Origin of the sequence: Wohlfahrtiimonas populi, assembly GCF_002006795.1 — a bacterium.
Taxonomy (GTDB): domain Bacteria; phylum Pseudomonadota; class Gammaproteobacteria; order Cardiobacteriales; family Wohlfahrtiimonadaceae; genus Wohlfahrtiimonas; species Wohlfahrtiimonas populi.
Window position 1 is genome coordinate 71054 of the sequence record NZ_MVDN01000002.1, and the last position, 23790, is coordinate 94843.

Annotated in this window: 25 protein-coding genes; 6 read left to right on the forward strand and 19 right to left on the reverse strand. The window is 37.1% G+C overall.

Annotated features, from left to right (window positions below; all coding sequences use genetic code 11):
- Nucleotide 1 precedes the first annotated feature (1 nt).
- Entirely contained in the window at nt 2-874 is an 873-nt protein-coding gene (locus tag BZK16_RS03200; RefSeq protein WP_077927462.1) for an NAD(+)/NADH kinase, read from the reverse strand.
- Between the two features lie 69 nt (nt 875-943).
- Here BZK16_RS03200 and selD point away from each other — a divergent pair, with 69 nt between their 5' ends.
- Complete coding sequence (gene selD / locus BZK16_RS03205) at nt 944-1984, forward strand: selenide, water dikinase SelD (protein WP_077927463.1); 1041 nt, start codon at nt 944-946, stop codon at nt 1982-1984.
- 78 nt (nt 1985-2062) lie between these two features.
- Here the strand turns inward: selD and BZK16_RS03210 are convergent, their stop codons facing one another.
- Nucleotides 2063-3511, reverse strand: a complete 1449-nt coding sequence (locus BZK16_RS03210) for an aminoacyl-histidine dipeptidase (RefSeq protein WP_077927464.1) — start codon at nt 3509-3511, stop codon at nt 2063-2065.
- A gap of 253 nt (nt 3512-3764) precedes the next feature.
- Here BZK16_RS03210 and BZK16_RS03215 point away from each other — a divergent pair, with 253 nt between their 5' ends.
- The 3 genes from BZK16_RS03215 to nadR all read left to right on the forward strand — a co-directional run bounded on the left by BZK16_RS03215 (nt 3765) and on the right by nadR (nt 7318).
- Nucleotides 3765-5462, forward strand: a complete 1698-nt coding sequence (locus BZK16_RS03215; protein ID WP_198932430.1) for a coiled-coil domain-containing protein — start codon at nt 3765-3767, stop codon at nt 5460-5462.
- Between the two features lie 124 nt (nt 5463-5586).
- Nucleotides 5587-6009 carry an Rrf2 family transcriptional regulator gene (locus BZK16_RS03220; protein ID WP_077927465.1) on the forward strand — a complete coding sequence of 141 codons (423 nt, stop codon included), beginning with the start codon at nt 5587-5589 and terminating at the stop codon, nt 6007-6009.
- A gap of 76 nt (nt 6010-6085) precedes the next feature.
- Nucleotides 6086-7318, forward strand: a complete 1233-nt coding sequence (nadR, locus tag BZK16_RS03225) for a multifunctional transcriptional regulator/nicotinamide-nucleotide adenylyltransferase/ribosylnicotinamide kinase NadR (protein WP_077927466.1) — start codon at nt 6086-6088, stop codon at nt 7316-7318.
- A gap of 77 nt (nt 7319-7395) precedes the next feature.
- On the opposite strand, the gene BZK16_RS03230 is transcribed toward nadR, so the two are convergent.
- Nucleotides 7396-7734, reverse strand: a complete 339-nt coding sequence (locus BZK16_RS03230) for a hypothetical protein (protein ID WP_077927467.1) — start codon at nt 7732-7734, stop codon at nt 7396-7398.
- Nucleotides 7735-7924: 190 nt separating this feature from the next.
- Here BZK16_RS03230 and BZK16_RS03235 point away from each other — a divergent pair, with 190 nt between their 5' ends.
- On the forward strand, nt 7925-8545 hold the full coding sequence (locus BZK16_RS03235; RefSeq protein WP_077927468.1) for a LysE family translocator: 621 nt from the start codon (nt 7925-7927) through the stop codon (nt 8543-8545).
- Here the strand turns inward: BZK16_RS03235 and dauA are convergent.
- From dauA to kdsB, 6 genes are all read right to left on the reverse strand, one after another.
- Entirely contained in the window at nt 8506-10233 is a 1728-nt protein-coding gene (gene dauA, locus BZK16_RS03240; RefSeq protein ID WP_077927469.1) for a C4-dicarboxylic acid transporter DauA, read from the reverse strand. The two genes, BZK16_RS03235 and dauA, sit on opposite strands and share 40 nt — an antisense overlap.
- A 173-nt stretch (nt 10234-10406) precedes the next feature.
- Nucleotides 10407-10853, reverse strand: a complete 447-nt coding sequence (gene rplI / locus BZK16_RS03245) for a 50S ribosomal protein L9 (protein ID WP_077927470.1) — start codon at nt 10851-10853, stop codon at nt 10407-10409.
- A 15-nt stretch (nt 10854-10868) separates the two neighbouring features.
- Nucleotides 10869-11093: a 30S ribosomal protein S18 gene (rpsR, locus tag BZK16_RS03250; RefSeq protein ID WP_077924656.1), complete on the reverse strand. Its 225-nt coding sequence runs from the start codon at nt 11091-11093 to the stop codon at nt 10869-10871.
- Nucleotides 11094-11122: 29 nt separating this feature from the next.
- Nucleotides 11123-11491 (reverse strand): 30S ribosomal protein S6, encoded by a 369-nt coding sequence (gene rpsF / locus BZK16_RS03255; RefSeq protein ID WP_077927471.1) that lies wholly within the window; start codon nt 11489-11491, stop codon nt 11123-11125.
- 95 nt (nt 11492-11586) lie between these two features.
- Nucleotides 11587-12432 (reverse strand): archaetidylserine decarboxylase, encoded by an 846-nt coding sequence (gene asd / locus BZK16_RS03260; protein WP_077927472.1) that lies wholly within the window; start codon nt 12430-12432, stop codon nt 11587-11589.
- 23 nt (nt 12433-12455) lie between these two features.
- On the reverse strand, nt 12456-13220 hold the full coding sequence (gene kdsB, locus BZK16_RS03265) for a 3-deoxy-manno-octulosonate cytidylyltransferase (RefSeq protein ID WP_077927473.1): 765 nt from the start codon (nt 13218-13220) through the stop codon (nt 12456-12458).
- A gap of 456 nt (nt 13221-13676) precedes the next feature.
- Between kdsB and eda the strand changes: the two genes are divergently transcribed.
- Nucleotides 13677-14306 carry a bifunctional 4-hydroxy-2-oxoglutarate aldolase/2-dehydro-3-deoxy-phosphogluconate aldolase gene (gene eda / locus BZK16_RS03270; RefSeq protein ID WP_077927474.1) on the forward strand — a complete coding sequence of 210 codons (630 nt, stop codon included), beginning with the start codon at nt 13677-13679 and terminating at the stop codon, nt 14304-14306.
- Nucleotides 14307-14369: 63 nt separating this feature from the next.
- On the opposite strand, the gene BZK16_RS03275 is transcribed toward eda, so the two are convergent.
- The 10 genes from BZK16_RS03275 to BZK16_RS03320 form a co-directional block, all read right to left on the reverse strand.
- The gene (locus BZK16_RS03275; RefSeq protein ID WP_077927475.1) at nt 14370-15272 is read right to left on the reverse strand and encodes an alpha/beta hydrolase; all 903 of its coding nucleotides are present in this window, start codon (nt 15270-15272) and stop codon (nt 14370-14372) included.
- 9 nt (nt 15273-15281) lie between these two features.
- Nucleotides 15282-16115 carry a penicillin-insensitive murein endopeptidase gene (gene mepA / locus BZK16_RS03280; RefSeq protein ID WP_077927476.1) on the reverse strand — a complete coding sequence of 278 codons (834 nt, stop codon included), beginning with the start codon at nt 16113-16115 and terminating at the stop codon, nt 15282-15284.
- Between the two features lie 70 nt (nt 16116-16185).
- The gene (locus BZK16_RS03285) at nt 16186-17082 is read right to left on the reverse strand and encodes a diaminopimelate dehydrogenase (RefSeq protein WP_077927477.1); all 897 of its coding nucleotides are present in this window, start codon (nt 17080-17082) and stop codon (nt 16186-16188) included.
- Between the two features lie 26 nt (nt 17083-17108).
- The gene (gene hemH / locus BZK16_RS03290) at nt 17109-18071 is read right to left on the reverse strand and encodes a ferrochelatase (protein ID WP_077927478.1); all 963 of its coding nucleotides are present in this window, start codon (nt 18069-18071) and stop codon (nt 17109-17111) included.
- Between the two features lie 187 nt (nt 18072-18258).
- Nucleotides 18259-20052: an aspartate--tRNA ligase gene (gene aspS / locus BZK16_RS03295; protein ID WP_077927479.1), complete on the reverse strand. Its 1794-nt coding sequence runs from the start codon at nt 20050-20052 to the stop codon at nt 18259-18261.
- A 68-nt stretch (nt 20053-20120) separates the two neighbouring features.
- A complete protein-coding gene (locus BZK16_RS03300) occupies nt 20121-20345 on the reverse strand; it encodes an FmdB family zinc ribbon protein (protein ID WP_077927480.1) in 225 nt (74 codons plus the stop codon).
- A gap of 231 nt (nt 20346-20576) precedes the next feature.
- The gene (ihfB, locus tag BZK16_RS03305; RefSeq protein ID WP_077924646.1) at nt 20577-20879 is read right to left on the reverse strand and encodes an integration host factor subunit beta; all 303 of its coding nucleotides are present in this window, start codon (nt 20877-20879) and stop codon (nt 20577-20579) included.
- A gap of 238 nt (nt 20880-21117) precedes the next feature.
- Complete coding sequence (rpsA, locus tag BZK16_RS03310) at nt 21118-22788, reverse strand: 30S ribosomal protein S1 (protein WP_077927481.1); 1671 nt, start codon at nt 22786-22788, stop codon at nt 21118-21120.
- 111 nt (nt 22789-22899) lie between these two features.
- The gene (cmk, locus tag BZK16_RS03315; RefSeq protein WP_077927482.1) at nt 22900-23580 is read right to left on the reverse strand and encodes a (d)CMP kinase; all 681 of its coding nucleotides are present in this window, start codon (nt 23578-23580) and stop codon (nt 22900-22902) included.
- Between the two features lie 20 nt (nt 23581-23600).
- Nucleotides 23601-23786, reverse strand: a complete 186-nt coding sequence (locus tag BZK16_RS03320; RefSeq protein WP_077927483.1) for a hypothetical protein — start codon at nt 23784-23786, stop codon at nt 23601-23603.
- Nucleotides 23787-23790 lie beyond the last annotated feature (4 nt).

Here is a 23790-nt window from a genome sequence, read left to right on the forward strand (position 1 = left end):
ATTAACGCTCTCTCTCTGGGTGATGTCCCCAATTTAATTTTGCTCGTAAAATTTCAAAATAACTGTAGTTAGATGGATGAATCAACGTAATCTTAGAAGCATTGCTCACTAAATTTAATTCTTCACCTAAATTAAAATCAAAGACCACTTGCCCATCACAACTCACACTCACAGCATGTTTTACGCTATCTTTGAGTTTTACTTTAATCTTACGATCCGCTGGTAATACAATCGGGCGATGACTAAAAGTATGTGGCGAAATTGGCACAATTAAAATTGCTGACAATGTCGGATAAACCAATGGTCCACCTGAAGATAATGCATAAGCTGTAGAGCCTGTTGGTGTTGCAAAAATCACACCATCCGCCCAATAGCTTGTTAAATACTGATCATCCACATAAACATCTAGCTCGATCATACGTGAAATACTACGTTGATGAATCACCACATCATTCAAGGCAAATGAATCCACTTTATTATCAATGGTAATTCGGATTAATTCTCGCTCTTCTGTTGTGTATTCACCACGCAAAATACATTCTAAACTCTCTTTTAGCTGCGTTTCACGAATATCTGTTAAAAATCCTAAGCGACCTAAATTGATTCCCACAAAAGGAATATTGAGATGACATGCTTTACGCGCGATACCTAAAAACGTACCATCGCCACCAAAAATCACAATCAAATCGCAATCTTTAACAGCTGTTTCTAAAATAGAGCGTGTCTCTTCACTATCATTAGGTGGCAATGCCAATATCACCGCTTCACAACCATTACTTTTAAGCACGCTCTCAGCTGCCTTAATCACTGATTCAAATGAAGGATTACTAACATTATTGCGGCTCACCAAAGCAACTTTTTTAAAATTGATCATCTCGGCTTATTTATCTAGGAATAAAGTGCTAAACTTTACCTCATTCTTATTAATTTTAAAAGAGAAGAAATGTCTGAGATCAAATTGACACAGTACAGCCACGGCGCTGGATGAGGCTGCAAAATTGATCCCAAGGTTCTTGGGCAGATTTTAGCAGGCAGTGGCATACAAACCTCTGATCCAAATTTATGGGTGGGCAACCAGTCTCGAGACGATGCAGCAGTTTATGGCATCGACGAAAAAACTGGGATTATCTCAACCACGGATTTCTTCATGCCAATTGTAGACGATCCTTTTGATTTCGGACGAATTGCCGCGACTAATTCCATCAGTGATATTTATGCCATGGGCGGCAAACCCATTATGGCAATTGCGATATTAGGCTGGCCTACGAATGTACTCGCACCAAAAATTGCCCGCACAGTGATTGAAGGTGGCCGAGCAACTTGTGATGCCGCTGGTATTGTTTTAGCAGGTGGGCATTCTATCGATGCACCAGAGCCTATGTTTGGATTAGCTGTCACTGGCATTGTTGATAAAGCACATCTCAAGCGTAATGATACTGCTCAAGCTGGCGATTATCTTTTCTTAACCAAACCTTTAGGAATTGGCATTTTAACCACAGCTGAAAAACGTGGTCTATTAAAAGATGAAGATAAATATTCCGCTCGTGACATCATGATTCAATTGAATAAGGCTGGTGCTGAATTTGCAAAATGTGACTATATTCATGCAATGACGGATATCACAGGTTTTGGCTTAATTGGCCATCTATCCGAAATAGCAGAAGGTAGTGATGTTTCTGTAGAATTATTTAGTGACGCAATTCCCTTGATTGATAATGTTCGACATTATGAATCACTGGGATCAATGCCAGGTGGAACCTTCCGCAATTTAGGTAACTACGGTTACCTTATTGAGCAAAATAGTATATTTGAACAACACAAACATATTCTTGGTGATCCACAAACAAGTGGTGGCTTATTAGTTTCTGTATCTCCAAACCATATTGATGAATTTTTATCTTTATCATATGAATTGGGCCTAAAAGATCTAAAAGCTATAGGGCAAATTATTCCTACAAAAGAATATCGGATTTACCCTAAGTAATCAAAAATATAGTAACAAAAAAGCTGATTAAGTCTCCTTAACCAGCTTTTTTTATTTTACCGAATATGAAAGATAAAATTAGTCTTTCAACGCTTTCAATAACTCTTTTGTTAATTCATAAATTTCTGCAACAGCTGGGATATTAACTCTTTCATCTGGTGAATGCGCACCTTTGATTGTTGGGCCAAAGCTCACCATTTCTAAATCAGGGTACAATTTACCAATCAAACCTGTTTCTAAGCCTGCATGAATCACTTCAACGCCCATTGGCTTACCATGTTTTTCTTCATAGATTCTTTGTAATGTTTGTAATGGCTTTGAATCCAAATTAGGTTTCCAAGATGGATAATCATTTTTAGCTTGCCAGAAATAACCAGACAATTCGCCTAAGTTTTTAGTTTTAACTTTGATCATTTCAAAACCTTCTTGAGTTAAGAAGCGCGCTAATAAACCAACACTTAAGCCGCCTTTTTCAGTCACAGAAACTGTACCAATGTTACAGCTTGTTTCCACAACTGGTAAAATTGCTGAACGCTTTAAAACACCTTGTGGTAATAAAGTTAAGAATGACAACAAATGATGTGAATCTTGTGATGACATTGATGATGCAGCCTCAGTTTCTTCATAAGACAACTGAACACCTTCATCAATATTTTGCAAACGATTTACTAAATGTTTCTGCCAATGTGCAAAATGCTCTTTCAGGAAATCGCCATGAGTTTCATCATAAGCAATCACAGCTGTTGCTTCACGTGTTAACGCATTGCGTAAAGTTCCACCGACAAATGAAACTAAACGAATTGGCATCTGTTGTGACAAAGAACTCAAGCATTCTGCCAATAAAGCATTCGCACTTTCACGGCCTTTATGAATATCAATACCTGAATGACCACCTTTTAAGCCCTTCAATGTTACTTTAACGAATTTACCGTATTGCTCTGCATCGTAATTCAAACTTGCACTGTAGCCAACATCCACACCACCCGCACAACCTACAAAGCATTTACCAATTTCTTCACTGTCCAAGTTGATAAGATATTTGCCTTTCATCCAACCTGCTTTCATTGCACGAACGCCACCCATTCCAGCTTCTTCATCCACTGTCAGCAAGATCTCTAATGGACCATGTTCAGCTTCTGGATCATCCAAAATCGCCATACCCATTGCAACGCCCATACCATTATCTGCGCCCAATGTTGTGCCTTTCGCTTTAACCCATTCGCCATCAATGTACATATCGATAGGATCTTTATCAAAATCATGCTCAGTACCATCATTCTTTTGACAAACCATATCTGTATGGCCTTGAATGATCACAGCAGGTGCATTTTCATAGCCTGGTGTTGCAGGTTTACGAATTAAAAGGTTACCAATTTCATCTTGTAGAACTTCTAAACCTCTTTTTTCCGCTTCAGCTTTGAAATGCGCCTGAATTCTCTCTTCTTTTTTTGAAGGACGAGGAATTTGGTTCATTTCATAAAAGTGTTTCCAAACCAATTCTGGTGATAACTTTAAAATTTCTGACATAGAAGTTCCTTTACTCTATTTCAATTAAGGCCAAATCAGCGCAGTGACTGATTGATACAAAGGTTTATCATAAAGAATTCCTATAGCTTTCTCAAGGTCATCTATTCCTACATCATGATAAATCCTTAGCTTATATGGGATTTTTATCAAAGTCGCCGAATAGACAATGCTATAATTCCTACTTTCGTTCACGAACTTAATCGATTATTCGTAGAAAATATAAATTTGCACACAAAATTATTAGGAGAAATAAATGCCTCAACGCAATATGCTTGCCAAGCAATTCGCACTATTCTCACTACTCATTACATTATTATGCTCATCTTTGTCATTTGCTGTTGATCCTGCGGTTGCCGTTGCACCTTCACAAGAAAATGTGACTGATCAGTTGATTACAATTTCAAATGACATTAAAGAACTGCAAGCTAAAAGAACGAGTTTATCTGCTGAAATTAAAAAAGAAGATGACGAAGCACATAAAAAAGAACTAGAAGATAGCCTTAAACGTGCCAACGCACAATTAAAAGAATACACAGAACTTTTTGAGAAAATCTCTTTAGGCGGCATTGATACTTCTCGTTTTGATACGCCAGCTAAACAAGCTATCCAACAAGTTGATGATTACAATTGGCAAAAAGAGTTGATTCAAATCGCTCAGCCAGTCTTTGCTGAGATGAAGAAAATCACGGATGCACCTAGAAAGCGTGATTTATTGCGTTTGGAGCAAAAAGAAATTGACGACCGACTCGCACAACTCAACAAAGGCTTAGAAACACTTGAACAAATTAAAGTTTCTGAATTACCTGATAATGCCAAGAAAAACTTAAAAGATATTCAAGATACTTGGAACAATCTCCATAAAGAGCTAGAACGCGAACGTCGCTTAACAGTGATTAAATTAGATGAGTTAACAGTCAAAGAAGACTTCACAACACGTTTAACCAAAGGTGCTTGGGGCTTTGCAAAAGGCCGAGGATTATTGTTACTCATCACAATCGCTGTTGTTTCTCTCTTATTGTATGGTTTCAATCGACTTTTAGTACTTTTAGAATCTCGTGAAAAAAACAAGATTTCTATTAGATGGCGCATCTTTATGCTGCTCTATCAAATCATCACAACATTAGTGGTTGTCATCATTACTTTGGCAATTCTCTACTCTTCTGGCGATATGGTACTCTTTGGTATTGCGATATTGATCATCTTGGCATTCCTTGTCACATCCCGAAATTCCATTCCAAAGTACTTCATTAAAACTCGTATCTTTTTAAACATGGGGCAAGCACGAGAAGGCGAACGCGTGATTTATAATGATTTGCCATGGAAAGTTAGCCGAATCAACCTATACAATACATATCTTGTGAATCCTTTATTGGAAAATGGCACAGTTCGTTTAACCATCGATCATTTAAATACAATGATCTCTCGCCCTGTAAAAATGGATGAAACATGGTTCCCAACTGTTGTGAATGATGTCGTTTTATTACCTAATGGCACCGCTTATAAAGTCATGCGCCAAACGCCTGAATATGTTTATTTAACAGCATCTGGCACTGAATTAATCTATCCATCTAAGGATTTCATCAAAGATAAAATTGTGAATATCACTTATGGTTATAGCACTTCAACGGAACTCGCAGTTTGTTATGGCACGGTGAAAAATAATATTGAACATGCTATTAAAGCGCTTAAAGAAGGCTTAGCTGAATTCATTCAAAGAGAAAACCCTGAAGCATTTAAATCCATGAAAACTTTAACTGTGGATTTCAGTCGTGTGAATGAAAGTGGCAGTGCTGTATTTATGATCTCAGCGACCATGGGATCTTATGCAACAGATCACAGATTACCATTACTGCGTACAATTCAGCGTGGTTGCATGGGTATTGCAGAACAGAATCATTGGGACATTGTAACGCTCACTAAATACATTATTGAGCAAGAAACACCTAAATAACCCTTCTATTCTCTAAAACCTTCGAAAAATCCTAATGTTTCACTGCATTAGGATTTTTTATTGCCCATTTTCTGTTACAATCAGCAGCTTCGCTTCTCTGCCGCCTCATCGCTTCAAGACCATCATGCAACTAACTCAACAAACTGATTACGCTTTTAAAACCCTTATTTATGCTGCTATTCATTCTGAACGATTGGTGAATATTTCAGAAATTTCTAGTTACTATAATGTTTCTCGAAGCCATTTAACCAAAGTCATCGCAAAACTCACAAAACAAGGTTATTTAACTAGCATTCGTGGCAATCAAGGTGGATTAAAGTTAGGCAATGATCCATTCAAAATTAATCTTGGGCAACTCATTCGTGATTTTGAACAACTCTCCATCATTGAATGTCATAGCGAAGAAAACCAATGCAATATCTCTGAGCAATGCAGAATTAACTTAATCATGGCAGATGCTTTAAAAAGCTTTCTGCAAGTGCTAGATGGTTACTATCTCTCAGATGTTGTGACAAATCCTAATCTGATTAGCATGATTAAATCGTAGATTGATATAAAAATCAGTATTTTATATTAAACAAAGCATGTATAATGCTTCTCAATTGTTTAAGGGAGACAGAAGTATGATTAATGTTGCGTACATTAAAAAAGTCATTAAAGATAGAGGATTAACTCTACAAAACGTTGCTGACCATTGTGATATGACAAAAGGCTATTTAAGCCAATTGCTCAATAATAAGGTTCAGAACCCTAGCGCAACAAAACTGAATGCATTATATCAATATCTCAACATCAATCCACAAGAAGAAGAGAAAACTGTTGGGATCATTTTTGGTGCATTCTACCCATTGCATACTGGCCATGTTTATTTGATCCAAAGAGCCATTAGCCAAATGGATGAATTGCATATCATTCTTCGCCATAATGAAGAACGTGATTATCAAACATTCAAAGATAGTGCAATGAGCCGTCAACCCTCTTTAAAAGATCGTTTACGCTGGTTGTTGCAAACTTTCAAATACCAAAAAAACATCCATATTCACTATATTGATGAGGAAAATCTCTCTCAGTCAGAAGAAGATCAAATCTTATGGGCAAAGAAAGTCGATTACTTCTTGCAATCCCATAACATTAAACCAGATATGATCTACAGCAGTGAAAATAATGACGTGGATTTTTATCTCAAACACTTAAACTTACCAACAAAAGTGATTGATCCTGAGCGCACATTCATGAATATTCGCAGTGAAGATATTCGTCGCTCGCCTTTATCACACTGGGAATATATTCCCACAGAAGTTAAGCCTTTCTTTGTAAAAACCATTGCAATTTTGGGCGGCGATTCTAGTGGCAAAAGCACAATGATCAATAAGCTTGCGAACATGTTTAATACAACAAGTGCTTGGGAATATGGCAAAGAGTATATCTTCAGACATTTGGGCGGTGATGAGCGCGCATTACAATTTGATGATTACAATAATATTGCATTAGGACAAGCTCAGTACATCGATTTTGCCGTTAAACATGCAAATAAAATCGCATTCATTGATACAGCGTTTGTGACAACGCAAGCATTCTGTATTAAATATGAAGGCAAACCTCATCCTTCTGTGGAAGCTATGTTGAATAACTACTATTTTGACTTAGTCATTTTCTTAGAAAACAACACACCTTGGGTTTCAGATGGCTTGCGCCATTTAGGCTCTAATCAAGCACGCAAAGAGTTTCAATCATTACTTAAATTGATTTTAAATAAACACAATATTCCTTATGTTGAAATCAATGCTGAGGAATACGATGAACGCTATTTGCAATGCATTGAATTGGTTAAAGGTGTTTTAAAAGCGTCAAGTTAAGCAATCAAAATATCAGATAATACAAATAATTAAAGCCAGCTGTTGCTGGCTTTTGATTGCTTAAATTTTGAATCATTTTACCAATTGGAATGCATTCTGCCTTGTCCGCGATGGTTGTTATTATTGCGATGGTTATTACCATTCATATGATAACCATTATTGTTACGATGATTACCGTGATTCATGTAGTTATTCGATCCACGGTTATTATTAGCCTGCTTCATACGAGTATTATGATAAGTGCCATTATTGTGATATTGAGCACGATCTTTCATCATTTGATTATGTTGCTCTGATGTCATGTTGCGATGATATCCCATGCCACTGCCATCACAATTATTATAATTATTTTGCGCCATAGCGGTTGATGATACAAATAAAGCGCCTGCGACTGCTAAAAATAAGATCTTTTTCATAGTTCACATCCTTATTATTTTCATTGAATCCTTATGGATTGTTAATATCATAATCCTTAGAATGTAAAAGCAACTCATTGATTGTAAATCATCCGTAAACATTCATAGAAGGATTCTCAAGTGAGAATCAGGGATTGCTTTTACCTACGAAAACACATATAACTATCGTTCATTTTGATGAAGGATAACCATGAATTTTTTAGAACTCAGCCTTTATATCATCACTGTTGTTGTGATGATCGCAACACCTGGCCCTGTTATGATTTTAGTTGCAAGCGCAGGCTTAAAACATGGTTATCGCGCAGCCTTAAAAACAATCTTTGGCACAAATATCGCATCATTAGTATTAATCGCTTTTTCTATCCTAGTTTTGAAAGGCGTTTTAAGCATCAATGATCTAGTATTTGTCATCATCAAATTACTAGGCTCACTATATATTGCGTATTTAGGTTATGAAATTTTAAAAGAAGTTTTTACTCATTCCGATGTTGCACCTACGGCTATCAAACCTGTAGATGGTGGATTCAAAAAAGGCTTTTTAGTAGGCATTTCTAACCCTAAAGATATCATTTTCTTCTCTTCATTTTTCCCACAATTCATCAATGTACATGACAATATTAATATCAGTTTATCCATTTTAGTGATCACATGGATCATCCTTGATTTCCTGACATTATCTATTGTATATGTTGCATTCAATGCATTGTCTCAAAAATCGATCTACCACAAAATTTTAGGGGCTTGTGGCGTGCTATTAGTATTGATTGCGATTTATGGCCTAGCAACTTCAATACAAGCACTACTTGCATGATCTAACTCTTCAAATATCTCTTCACGCGATGAATAGAAATCCAATCGACCTTCTATCGGTTGGATTTTAGCACGTGCCAATGTTTTCAAAGGTTGGAATGGAATATTGCAAATCATAACTCGCTTGCCTTCATTCAAATCTTCCATAAAACGCGTAAATGCTTGCAATCCACCTACATCTAGTAAAGTCACATGATCCCAATCCAAAATAATTGTTTGGTAATGATCGCTCAATTCAGATAGTTCACTGAAAATACGCTCCGCCGCTGCGAAAAATAGCGGCCCTTGAATTGTATATAGAATTTCATTCTCATCAAATTGCTCACAATCTATCTCTGTCAGCTTGGTTAAATCTGCAATATTTTTCATAAACAATAGCGCAGCCAATACAACACCAATTGAAATCGCAATGATCATATCGAAGAATACTGTTAAGAATAAACAAACCAAAAGTACTGCAATATCACCTTTAGGTGCTTTTTGAATAATGTCTTTAATCTTTCTTGCTTCGCTCATATTCCACGCAACCATAAATAACAATGCCGCCATCGCAGCCAATGGTAAATATGATAAATAACGCGCAAAGAATAATAATGCAGCCAATACAAACAAAGAGTGCACAATCGCTGAAACTGGCGATGTCGCACCTGCTTTGAAGTTTACGGCTGAGCGAGCGATTGCTGCAGTTGATGTGATTCCACCAAAGAAAGGTGCTACAACATTACTTAAACCTTGTCCTAATAATTCACTGTTAGGATTATGCTTTGTGCGTGTCATATTATCTAAAATTACGGCACACAATAATGATTCAATTGCACCTAAAACCGCCATAGAAAATGCAGCTGGCAACAATGCTGAAATATTCTTCCATGTCCATTCAAAGCTTCCTGTTTCCGCAGGTACATTCCAAGGTAAAACAAATGATGGCAATACAGGCGGAATGCCTTGCCCTTCATCACCATTGGGTAAAATATAACTAAACTTGCTACCAATCGTTTGAATATCATGACCGAACCACTGATAAACCAACATCACAAGTACACCTGCAATAATTGCGGGTAAATGCCCTGGAAAGTTGATTCTGAGTTTTGGCCAAAAGATTAATACAGCTAAAGTTGTGATACCCACTAAAGTATCACCCCATTGTAGTGTTGAAAGCGAGCTACCAATCATCATGATACGTGTAATAAAATCATCAGATTCCGCTGCTGGTGTCAAACCAAAAAAATCCACAAATTGCATACTTGCAATTGTAATGGCAATCCCTGCTGTAAAGCCCAATGTGACAGATAATGGGATATATTCGATTACACGCCCCAAACGCGCTAAGCCCATAATTAATAATATGATGCCAGAAAATAATGTTGCGACTAATAAGCCTTGTAGACCGAATTGCTGAGCGACTGGAAATAATATCACTACAAAAGCCGCAGTTGGCCCTGAAACACTTAGTTTAGAACCGCCCGCCAATGCTGCGATCATTCCTGCAATACCAGCAGTATATAAACCATATTGAGGCGGCACACCACTCGCGATTGCCAAAGCCATTGCTAATGGAATAGCGATGATTCCAACAGTAATACCTGCAATGATATCTCGCATAAAGCGATTCAATGAATATCCATCTCTAAAGCAAGCATTATAAAGCGCAATACCTATGCGAACCCGCGTAATATAGTTTCTTCTCAATTAAGCTATCCTCATTATTCTTTATTTATATTTGATTAAATCTATTTAAATCTTTGACTTTAAAGCTTTAGTCTAATACTAATAAATAAATTTACAAAAACTTTAGCTTATTTATGATAACAAAAAAGCCCCGCATAAGCGGGGCTTTTCAATGAATTTTGTTTTAGAGCAAATTACTCAGCAACAACGTTCACTTGAATGTTTACGATTACATCTGGGTGCAATGTTAAAACAACTGGGTGCTCACCAACGCTACGGATTGAACCATCAGCGATACGAACATCACGTTTTTCTAACTTAACGCCAGCGTTTGTAACAGCTTCAGCGATATCTTGGCTAGTTACAGCACCGAACAAACGGCCTTCTGTACCTGCTTTAACTGACATAGTGATAACGATGCCATTTAATTTTTCGCCACGTGCAGTTGCATCAGCTAAAATTTCAGCTTGCTTAGCTTCTAACTCAGCGCGTTGAACTTCTAATTTAGCGATGTTTGCTGGAGTTGCTTCAGTAGCTTTACCTAATGGTAATAAGAAGTTACGAGCATAACCAGATTTTACTTCAACTGTATCACCAAGTTTACCCAACTTGTTGATTTTTTCTAATAAAATAACTTGCATGATTGCTCCTTAAAATTAATGCTGATCTGAATATGGAAGCAATGCAATGTAACGAGCGCGTTTGATCGCAGTCGCTAATTGACGCTGATAGCGTGCTTGCGTACCAGTTACACGACTTGGGATGATTTTCCCAGTTTCAGTAATATAGTTTTTTAAGGTATTGATATCTTTGTAATCAATTTCTTTTACGTTTTCTGCTGTGAAACGGCAGAATCTTTTACGACGGAAATAACGTGACATATTAAAATTCCTTTAGTTAAATGATGTGATTATTCTTCATCTGCAGCGTCTGAAGATTCATCGTTTGCACGATCTTCACGCTGTGGCTTCATCAATACTGATGGTTCAGTGATAGCTTCTTCTTTCTGAATCGCCATGTGACGTAAAATCGCATCATTGAAACGGAAAATGCCTTGTAATTCTTCAAGAGCAAGATCATTACATTCAATGTTCATCATTACGTAATGAGCTTTGTGTAATTTTTGAATTGGGTAAGCCAATTGGCGACGGCCCCAATCTTCTAAACGGTGAATCTGACCACCTTCATTAGTAACAACTGAACGGTAACGCTCAATCATTGCTGGTACTTGTTCGCTTTGATCTGGGTGAACAAGGAATACAACTTCATAATGACGCATATTCATAATTCCTTATGGATTTATTAAACAAATAAAGTCTCCAGAGTAATTCTGTAAGACAAGGAATGTATTTCGCTAAAAATACAAGCGCTGAATTATAAGCTTTCTGATTTTAAATTGCAAAGCTTATATAGCGTTTCGCCCATTTTAATGGCAGAGCCTTCTTTTAAAGCTTCATTCAATGTGATTGAAGCATTCTTTTCCATCAATACAATCGCCGTTGAACCCATGTTAAAGCGCCCCATTTCAGCACCTTTATCTAGTTCAATATCACGATCATAAGTTTGATAATCAATTACTCGGCCATAAGGCGGTGTAACATCTCCGCCCCAAACTGTTGCAATACTTGAAACATTAATTGCACCTACCAAGATTAAAATCATCTTGCCATATTCAGTTTCAAACACACATACATAACGCTCATTTTCTGCAAACAATGTAGGAATCTGTGCAGCTGTTTTCAATGAAACACTGTATAACTTACCTGGCACATGAATTGTGCGTAGCAATTTTCCTTGTAAAGGCATGTGCACACGATGATAATCCGCTGGCGATAAATACACTGTTGCAAAGCTACCATCTTTAAAATCTTGTGCTAATTCAGGATCAGCAATCAAGCTTTCTACTGTAAAGTTATGCCCTTTTGCTTTCACAAAACGTGTATTTTCCAATTGGCCACATGCTGCAATCTTTCCATCCGCAGGTGAAACTACTGGCGATTCAGCAATTGGCCTTGCATCTGCTTCTAGTTGGCGCGTAAAGAACTCATTAAACGTTTTGAAATCATCAGGCGAACTATATTTGCTCTCTTCCCAATTGATTGCATACAACTTAGAAAAGACTTTAATGAATAAATTTTTAAACCAAACTGTACGAATTCTTGTGAGCTTACGAATACACCATGAACTCAAACGTTGCGGTAAAAAATACTGAATTGACATAAATAATTGCCCTTTAAATTGATTTAGTTTTTCTCATTATACCATTTGCGCGCTAGTTCTAACTCAGCTGCTGTATCAATGCCCACTGGTGGAATTGTATCCATATGTTCAATGACTATTGAATAACCATTCGATAAAGCACGTAATTGCTCTAAAGATTCAGATTGCTCCAATGGTGATGGTTTTAATTTAGGATATTCTTTCAAAAAGAATGCACGATAACCATAAACACCAATATGACGCAATGGTTGTACATTTTCAGGCAACTCTCCTGTGCCTTTTTCAACACCACGAGGAAATGGAATGGGTGCACGAGAAAAATACAATGCTTCATCTAAATTACTATGAACAACTTTCACAACGTTTGCATTGAAGAAATCTTCCCAATTATCAATGCGTGTTGCCAATGTACTCATTGCAGCTTTAGGATGATCTGCTAATTTATTCGCAACTTTCTCAATGAATTCGTAAGGCAAGAACGGCTCATCGCCCTGCCAATTCACAACCATCTCTTCATCATCAAAACCACAAATATTTGCCACTTCTGCAAGGCGATCTGTCCCTGTTGGATGATCTTTCGATGTCATTACAACTTCTGCGCCCACAAATTGCATGTGATCAAAAATAGATTGATCATCTGTTGCTACAATCACTTTCGTTGCTTTTGCTGACATTGCTTGGCGCCAAGTATGTTCAATCACTGGCTTATCACCAATTAACAACATCATTTTGTTTGGTAAACGTGTTGAATTTAATCTTGCTGGAATCACAATCGTAAAATTATTCATAAAGAACCATCATTACAGTTTAAATAATAAAGCTGACATTCTATCAGAGCGATATATAAAAACAGTAAATTGATGACAAGAGTGTAAATTATACAGTTTCACACTTGACTTACACGCAACCAATCTATAGATTCGATAGAAACTGAGGCAATTAAATGTCAATAGTTGTAAACAGCATAAATACTGTAACTAATTGATATGGAAAATTTATATTTTTCTGATCAATTAATGAGCACACTATTGACCTCAAATAACCATGCACCTTATGAGATAGATTTTTTGATTATTCACATAGTTATCCACAGTTCTTGTGGAAAGTATTTTGACTAATATTTGATCATTAATTGCAGTGTATTAACTATACAAATACAGCATCAAATTGACTATTTTTATAGCATTACCACTTAGTTTAAAAATTCTTATATACAATGACATTTTTGCAAAAGAACTCTAAATATGAAAAATCTCGCAAACATTTTCCACAATCATCCTGTTGTTCCAATTGCGATGATTGATAACATCCAAAACGGCCTAAAATTAGCAACAATTTTAATCCGTGAAGAATTGCCCATTATAGAAGTAACATTCCGCACGAAGGAAGCTTCTGACATTTTGAAAGCCATCAAAGATCATTATCCTGATTTGATTGTTGGTGCTGGTACTGTATTGAATGCGGAGCAAGCTAAAATCGCCTTCACATCGGACGCTGATTTCTTAGTTGCACCAGGATGCAATCCTCGTACAATTCAAACAGCACAAGACCTAGGCATGCCTACTTTGCCTGGTGTGAATAATCCAACTTCTATTGAAATGGCTTTGAATTACAACATCACAACCATGAAATTCTTCCCAGCAGAAGTTTCTGGTGGCATCCCTATGATCAAAGCATTGATGGCACCTTATCAAGATATCCAGTTGATTCCCACAGGTGGCATAAACCATGAAAACTTCCAAAGCTATCTAGCAACAGAGCGCGTGCTTGCGTGCGGAATGAGCTGGATGGTGGATAAGAAATTAGTTGAAGCTGGCAATTGGGATGAGATCACTCGCCGTGTTCGTTTGATTAAAGAACTATCAGCAAAGTAATTTTCTAGAATCAATCTTTATATTTAATGATCACCCGATTCTCATCGGGTGTTTTAATTTTTACTAATCGTTATTTTTGGGATAACAGTTTTTACTAGAATCTACCAAAAACTCTATAATCTGACTTGTATATTGATCACCAAAAGCAGGCTGATAAAGTGCAGTGATGTGATAAGCACCTTCCGCTAGAATCAATCTACGCTTCTCCGCTTGCAACGCATATAATTGCTCACTATGTTGATATGGAATAACCTGATCTACTTTCCCATGTAAAAACAATATCGGTAAATCATGCAATCCTGCCAGTGAATTATTAGCGCTATACTCGTTGCCTAATAAAATTCCTGAGCCTGATAATTTATCATTGGCAATAGCACTGTATGAATAAAATGTTGAATCTATAACAGCCGAACAAATCTTATTTTTCTGCACCAAAGGCATTTTTGCCAAAGCAGCTAATGCATTGTTTCCACCTAAACTCTGCCCCAATACAAAAATATTACTAGCCTGAATATCTTCTCGATTCAAAGCATAATTCATCACTGCTGTCGTATCTTTATATAACCCTTCAATGGTTGGCAATATGGGATCAGATTGACCATAACCTCTATAATCAAATGTCAAAACATTATAACCAGCCTTTGGTAACCATGAAATCAAAGACCAATGACTCGTAATATTCGCAGCATTGCCATGAACATGAATCACAGTACCTTTTGCTAATTTAGCATCCTGCATTCGCTCTTCATTAATAACAGCTGGAACAAACCAACCATTTAACTGAACACCATCAGAACTTTCAATCGTAACAATTTCAAATTCTAAATCTTGCTGAGCAGGAGATCCGCCATAATCCACACTATCAGGATAAAAGAACAAAGATTCTGCTTTGTCCTTCAAAAGAATAGAACAAAATAACAAGACGGCAAGGATTCCACTGATAATTACAATTTTCTTATAAAACATCTTAAACCTTTATTGATTCAGAATAGTCCGACACATTGCTGGCATTACTTTTGGCGCAGGCTTACTTTTTGAAACAGTTGGCTTTTTAATGCCTAATGCTAAATCTGTTTGATCCTTAACCCAATTTTGTAAATCTGCATCACAACCAGATGTTTTTGCAACAGGTGCTTGTGGCTCACAGTCTTTTTGTCCTTTAGGGCAGACTAAACGCACGTGAAAATGTGAATCATGCCCAAACCAAGGGCGCACTTTATACAACCAACTTTTATCTTTTTCAGTTTCACATAAATAAGCTTTAATCACAGGATTCACAAAAATACGTTCTGTTTTAGGATACAAGGCAGCTTGATGAATCAGATCACGATAATATGGTTGCCAATGCTTTGAAATCACCCCTTTCTTACCATCCACTAAAGATGGTGTTGCTAGATTTTCTCTCTGTTGTTTTGTTAATCCATCTTTCCCAATTGCTTCAAACCAAATATCAACATCTAAACCAATTTGATGACTGGAATGACCAAAATTCATAGGCCCGCCACGAGGCTGCGATAAATCTCCTAGAATGACAGTTTTATTTTGCATTTTTGCATATTGCCCCAATGATTCAATGAAGATCAATAAAGATTCATCACCGTAATTACGATTACGGCTTGGGCGCACTTGCTGAAATCCATCCCCATTAATGGGAATGACTTCACCACCAGAAAAACAGCCATTGGCATAGCTACCATATATTTTAGTCTGCTCCAATGTTGGTTTTTTAACTGTATGCCATGATGATTGTGCTAATGCTACAGAAGTAAATGTCAGTGATGATACTGCAAGTGTTTGGATGAGTTTCATTATATTTATTCCAAAAAAAATCTGCCATGAAATGGCAGATTATCATACTTATGTATTTACTCAATGAAGATTAAACTAATGCTTTAATCCATTCATCGCGCTCACCTTCTAGGAAATCCACCATTGGGATTTCAATCAAAGTATAAGCGCCACTTTGCAAACGAGTTGCTGCACGACCACTAGAAACCATCACTTGTGCTGTCAAGGCTGGATTATCGATAGACATCTTAAACATAAAGTTTTGGTTGCCTGTAGAACCCGAAACACCTTTACGTGTTAATTCCACGCCATGACCAACATCTTTCAATGCATCCACATCATCCACAAAACGAACATGTGTTTCATCATTGATGAAGTAAGGATCTGTCTTGATCAAGTTTTCAACCACATCTGCCATTGCACCATCAGCCAATTCAACATAAACCAAACGGCGGTGAACACCTGCGCCTGTTGGCATTGTCATAGATAATGCATTTTTAACGCCATCAATCGCTTTAACAGCCACTGTATGCCCCATGCTCATGCCTGGACCAAAGTTAGTGTAAGTCATACCGCGTGGCGCCATTGCAATCAACATTGCACGCACGATTGAATCTGTACCTGGATCCCAACCTGAAGAAACAACGGCTACTGCGTTATATTTCTTTGCAACTTCTGCCAATTCAGTTTTAACATCCAAAATATTAGAGTGAATATCATAGCTATCCACTGTATGAATACCTTTCGCCAAAAATTCTTTTGCTTGTTTAGGTACTTCACGCGTTGGGATTGCTAAGAATGCTACGTCGATCTTTTCGCTAAACTCATCTACAGATTTCTTCACTTCTAACTGTGGATATTCTGCAATTGGTTCACCGCTACGGCGAATTGCACCCACCAAGTTGAAATCATTTGTGTTTAACAAAACATCGATAACTTTTAAACCTACGTTACCAGAGCCGACAACAATAGCATTGATTTTATTCATCTAATTATGCTCCTTAAGCAGTAAAACTAATTTGAATCCACAATAATTTGCTTCATCATTTCAATGTGTAGAGATTCAGTATTTAAACAAGGAATGAACTGATAATATTCACCGCCCTGCTCCATAAAGTAATCTCTATTCTCAACACCCATTTCTTCAATGGTTTCTAAACAATCCGAACTAAATCCTGGGCAGAATACCGCAACACGCTTAACACCTTGCGATGGTAAACTTGGCAAATATTCAAAAGAGTATGGTTTTAACCATTCAATCTTGCCGAATTTAGATTGGAAAACTGTTGTAATCTTAATGTCTGAACGACCCAAAGCTTCTGTGATCAAACGTGTTGTTTCCACGCATTGCTCATAATAAGGATCACCCAAATCATACGTTCTTTTTGGCATACCATGATAAGACAAAACCAACTCATCAATAGTGGCATTTTCCAATGCTTTTTCTATTTGAACTTTACAAGCTTCAATGTATAAAGGATTACGGTAATAATCACTCAACATATGAATTTCAGGGAAATATCTACGATCCTTCAAAGTTCTTGCAGCGCAGTCAAATACTGTTGCTGTCGTTGCTGCACAATATTGTGGATACAAAGGTAAGATCACAATTTTATCGACTTTCTTAGCCAATAACTCATCTAAACCCTTTTGAATGGAAGGATTGCCATAACGCATTGCCACAACCACTTCATAATTCTCTGGCAATACTTTTTCCAAAGCTGCCGCTTGATCTTGGGTAATGAAAAGCAATGGCGAACCACGCTCAGTCCAAACTGTTTCATAATTCTTTGCAGAATCTTTCGGTCTCGTCGTCAATACAAATAAATTTAAGATGAAAAACCAAATATATTTAGGCACTTCGATCACACGAGGATCACTCAAAAATTCTCTTAAATATGTTCTAACATCTTTTGTGGTTGGTGATTCTGGCGTGCCTAAATTCACAAGCAATACGCCAATCTTACGCTGAGACATTCCTAATTCCTATGGTTGAATCTAAAGAGAACCATTATGCATAAATAAATGTAAATGTGAAACATTCTCATATCATATTTATCAATTAGTCTGATTCACAAAATAGATAATAAAAAAACCATCATACAATGATGATGGTTTTAATGAAATCAAAAAGTTCAGTCAATTGCTGAACTTCAACTATTGATTAGCCTTCTTTCTTAGCTTCTGGCAATTTAATTTCCAATGCTAACTCTTTTAATTGCTTAGGATTCGCAACTGATGGTGCATTTGTCATCAGACATGAAGCTGTTTGTGTTTTAGGGAACGCAATCACTTCACGGATAGATTTAGAATGTGTCATCAACATGATTAAACGATCCAAACCGAATGCTAAACCTGCATGTGGCGGCGCACCGAATTTCAATGCATCTAACAAGAATGAGAATTTATCTTCTGCTTCTTCTTTAGAAATACCTAACAAGTCAAACACTTGATATTGAACTTCTGGTTGATAAATACGAACTGAACCACCGCCCAATTCTGTACCATTCAATACCATATCATATGCTTTTGCTACTGCATTTTCAGGATCATTTTTCAATGACTCAATGCCGTGTTTGGGTGTTGTGAATGGATGGTGAACCGCAACATAACGCTTTTCATCTTCATCGTATTCAAACATTGGGAAATCAACAACCCACATTGGTGCCCATTCACAAGTGAACAAGTTCAAATCTTCGCCCAACTTGATGCGCAACGCACCAATTGCATCGTTTACGATCTTAGTTTTATCTGCACCAAAGAAGATAATATCGTTATCTTTTGCATTCGTTGCTTTGATTAAACCTTCGATTGTTGCATCATCCAAGAACTTAGTGATTGGTGATTGCAAACCTTCGCGACCTTCAGCCAAGTTGTTCACTTTGATGTAAGCCAAACCACGCGCACCATAACGAGCAACAAAGTTTGTTAATTCATCAATGTCTTTACGAGATAATTTATCTGCAGCATTTGGTACATTCAATGCAACAACACGGCCTTTTGGCATATTTGCAGCTTCACGAAATACTTTAAATTCAGTGGTCTTCATTACGTCTGTCACATCAGTAAATTCTAATGGAATACGTAAATCTGGTTTATCTGAACCATATTTGTATGCAGCTTCTGCATAAGTCATCACTGGGAATTCAGCAGCTAAATCAACATTGATTGTTTGCTTGAATACTTTACGAATCATATCTTCAGCCATCGCCATGATGTCTGATTCTTCTAAGAATGAAGTTTCGATATCGATCTGTGTGAATTCAGGCTGACGATCAGCACGTAAATCTTCATCACGGAAACAACGAACGATTTGATAGTACTTATCAAAGCCACTCATCATCAAGATTTGTTTGAACAACTGTGGGCTTTGTGGCAATGCAAAGAATTCACCAGGATAAGTACGTGATGGTACTAAATAGTCACGTGCGCCTTCTGGCGTTGCTTTTGTCAAGAATGGTGTTTCGATGTCCAAGAAACCTGCATCATCCATATAATCACGGATTGCACGTGTTACTTTTGAACGCAACATCAAGTTACGTTGCATTTTTTGTCCACGTAAATCTAAGTAGCGATATTTCAAACGAACTTCTTCAGAAGTTGCTTCATCATCGATTTGGAATGGCAACGCTTCAGATTTATTCAAAATTGTTAAACCTGTTGCTGCAACTTCAATCTTGCCTGATACCAATTTTTCATTGAACATATCAGCAGGACGCATACGAACTTTGCCCACAACTTGAATCACGAACTCATTACGAATACGCTCAGCTTCTTTAAATTGATCAGCAGGTGTAAATTCAGGATCGATAACGATTTGAACGATGCCCTCACGATCACGAAGATCGATAAAGATCACACCGCCATGATCACGGCGACGATGAACCCAGCCCGTTAAAGTTACAGTTTGATCTAAAAGAGCTTCTGATACCAAGCCCGCATAATGAGAACGCATCATAATTAAGATTACCTTTAAACGTTTTTTAAATTAAATGAGTATTTCTAGAAATAGGCACACAGCAAAGATTAAGACGAACTTGAATCTTTATTGGCTAAATTCTTTTGGTTACTGGTTTTGAAATCAGTTTCATACCAACCTGAGCCCTTCAATCTAAAATTAGGTGCTGTCACTTGTTTAACCAAACGTGGTTCCTTGCATTCAGGACATTCAGTTAACGGTTCAGCAGAAATTTTCTGTAATGCTTCTAATTCGTGACCACAGCTTTCACATTGATATTGATAAATTGGCATGTTTTCCTCAAACAAACTCACAACACAACAAAATCCGATAATTATACTGAATTTTTCAGTTCTTTTCAGTGAAATTATCAGATCTTTTTAATGCACTAATATTCAAAAATCCATTCTGAACTTTCTCAAAAAATTTTACAATCTTATTATTCCAAAACTTGGGAAACAGAACACAAAAAAACCCCAAAGGTTAGATCAACATTTGGGGCTTATCATTCGTCTAAATTGAAATTAGTGAATTTTAAACTTGTTACGGCTATCGTTCACTTGTTCTCTTAACAATTTACCTGGTTTGAAATGAGTAGCGTATTTACCGCTCAATTCAACTGCATCACCAGTTTTTGGGTTACGACCAATTTTAGGATCGCGATAACGCAAAGAGAAGCTACCAAAGCCACGAATCTCAATACGATTGTTCGCAACTAAAGTATCACTCATGTGTTCTAAGATAAGCTTAACACCCTTTTCGATTTCCCCCGCTGGAATACGTGGGTATTTTGCGCTTAACTTTTCAATTAATTCCGACTTAGTCATTCAATAAACCTCTTTTATACACTGACCCATTAATCTTAGTACAGAAATCAAGATTATTAGCTGATGTTTCAATAAATAACAAGATAAAATATTTTATCATTATCAAAAATTTAAACAACAAAACAATCATCTTAATCCTAAAACATATTACACAAAATAATATATAAATTCGAGCAAAGAAAAAAGCCATTATTTAAAAATAATGGCTTTTTAATCAATTAGCTATATAAATTGATGATTACTTATTCATTTCTGCTTTCAACAAATCACCCAAAGTACCGCCTACAGCGCTCTTAGATGATGAGTTAGAGTAATCAGCGATTGCTTTAGCATCTTCAGCGTGATCTTTTGCTTTCACAGACAATACGATTGTACGATTTTTCTTGTCTACGTTTACAAATTTAGCTTCTACTGAATCACCAACGTTATATACGTTACGAACATCTTCTACTTTCTCGTTAGAAACGTCAGCTGCACGTAAAGAACCTTCTACGCCTTCGCCCAAATCAACTGTTGCTGATTTAGCGTCAACTGCAGTTACAGTACCAGTTACGATGCTGCCTTTTTCGTTAGCTGCTAAGAAGTTAGAGAATGGGTCTTGATCCAATTGCTTGATACCCAAAGAGATACGCTCACGTTCTGCATCAACTGCTAATACAACAGCTTCAACTTCATCGCCACGCTTGAAGTTACGAACAGCTTCTTCACCTGTTTCGTTCCAAGAAATGTCAGACAAGTGAACCAAACCATCAATACCGCCATCTAAACCGATGAAGATACCGAAATCAGTGATTGACTTGATTTGACCTGTAACGCGATCACCTTTGTTGTATTTGTCAGCAAATTCGATCCAAGGGTTAGTTGTTACTTGTTTCATACCTAAAGAGATACGACGACGTTCTTCGTCGATTTCCAAGATTACAACTTCAACTTCTTCGCCGATTGTTACAACTTTAGCTGGGTTAACGTTTTTGTTAGTCCAATCCATTTCTGAAACGTGAACTAAACCTTCGATGCCATCTTCGATTTCTACGAAGCAACCGTAATCAGTAATGTTGCTTACAGCACCTTTAGTTTTCGCGCCCGCAGGGAAACGAACTGATAATTCGTGCCATGGATCGTTACCCAATTGTTTCAAGCCTAATGAAACACGGTTACGTTCACGGTCGAATTTCAACAATACAACTTCGATTTCTTGACCGATTTCAACGATTTCAGAAGGATGACGAACACGTTTCCAAGCCATATCTGTGATGTGTAACAAACCATCGATACCGCCTAAGTCTAAGAACGCACCATAATCAGTTAAGTTCTTAACAACACCTTTAACTTTGTCGCCTTCTTTCAAGTTAGCCAACAATTCTTCGCGCTCTGCTGAGTATTCTTTCTCAACAACTGCTTTACGAGATACAACGATGTTGTTGCGCTTAGGATCTAACTTGATTAATTTAAGTTCTAATTCTTTGCCTTCTAAGTAAGAAGCATCACGAACTGGGCGAACATCTACTAAAGAACCTGGCAAGAATGCTTTGATTTCGCCGATATCAACAGTGAAGCCACCTTTAACTTTACCAGAAATGATACCTTTAATGATTTCATCAGCTTCAAGAGACTTCTCAAGACGTCCCCAAATTTCTGCTTTCTTAGCTTTTTCGCGTGATAGACGAGTTTCACCCATACCATCATCAACAGATTCAAGAACTACTTTAACTTTATCACCAACTTGTACTTCTACTTCACCATTTTCATTTTGAAATTGTTCTGTAGGAATACGGCCTTCACTTTTCAAGCCTGCGTCAACGATTACGAATTCTTTACCAATAGCAACTACTGCTACTTCGATGATTTCGCCAACTTCTGGTTTTTCTTGAACTGATTGTGCAAATAACTCAGCAAAACTTACTGTCATAATATGTACTCTGTAAATGATCGCCTCGAAATACTTACTAAAATTCGGTATTCAATTTGATCGGGTTAAATTGAAAAAACAAAAGGCAATAACAATAGTTATCACCACCAATTATGCTTTAATTAGTTCTCTATCAATGACCAACTGCCAAACTTGGTTAAAAACCTCATCACGCGTTGAGTCAGATGTATCAATAATTACAGCATCATGAGCAGGTACTAAAGGAGAAACTGATCGATTCTGATCACGCTCATCTCGCATTTGTATCTCGCCCAAAATCTGCGCAATATTAACAGATTCTCCCGCACAAATCAACTCTTTATATCGTCTTTCGGCACGAACTTCTGCACTTGCTGTTAAGAATATTTTCAAAGATGCTTCAGGAAAAACTACCGTTCCCATATCACGCCCATCAGCTATTAATCCTGGTGAAACAGCTCGATCTCTTTGGTAATGAAATAGTGCCTCACGAATTTTTGGATGTTTAGCAATAATGGATGCACTACTGCCAGTAATTTCTAAACGTAAACGCGATGTTACATTCTCATTGCATACATATATTTGTACTTTTTCAGCTTCAATATTTACAGTCATTGAAAATTCAGGGATCTTAGCAACTAATAAATCTTCATTTTCTAAGTCTAATTCTTGATTTAAAGCAAAGATTGCATACGCACGATAAATCGCCCCTGAATCCAATAAATGCCAACCCAATTTTTGTGATAATTTCAATGCAAGTGTGCCTTTGCCAACACCACCAGGTCCGTCAATTGTTACGACAGGAACAACCATTCACTACTCCTTAACTATTATTAAAATGAAACGCCTGTGCGAATGCTGCCATAAACTTCAGGGCCATCTCCCATATTGGAAATGCCAACTCTGCTGCCATTGTCGCCACGAGACATTTCAGCTTCACCCACTGCTTTTGCAGAACTGCATCCTGCAACAAACATCATCGTTACGAATAAAAAGATATATTTTGTATAATTTTTCATAATT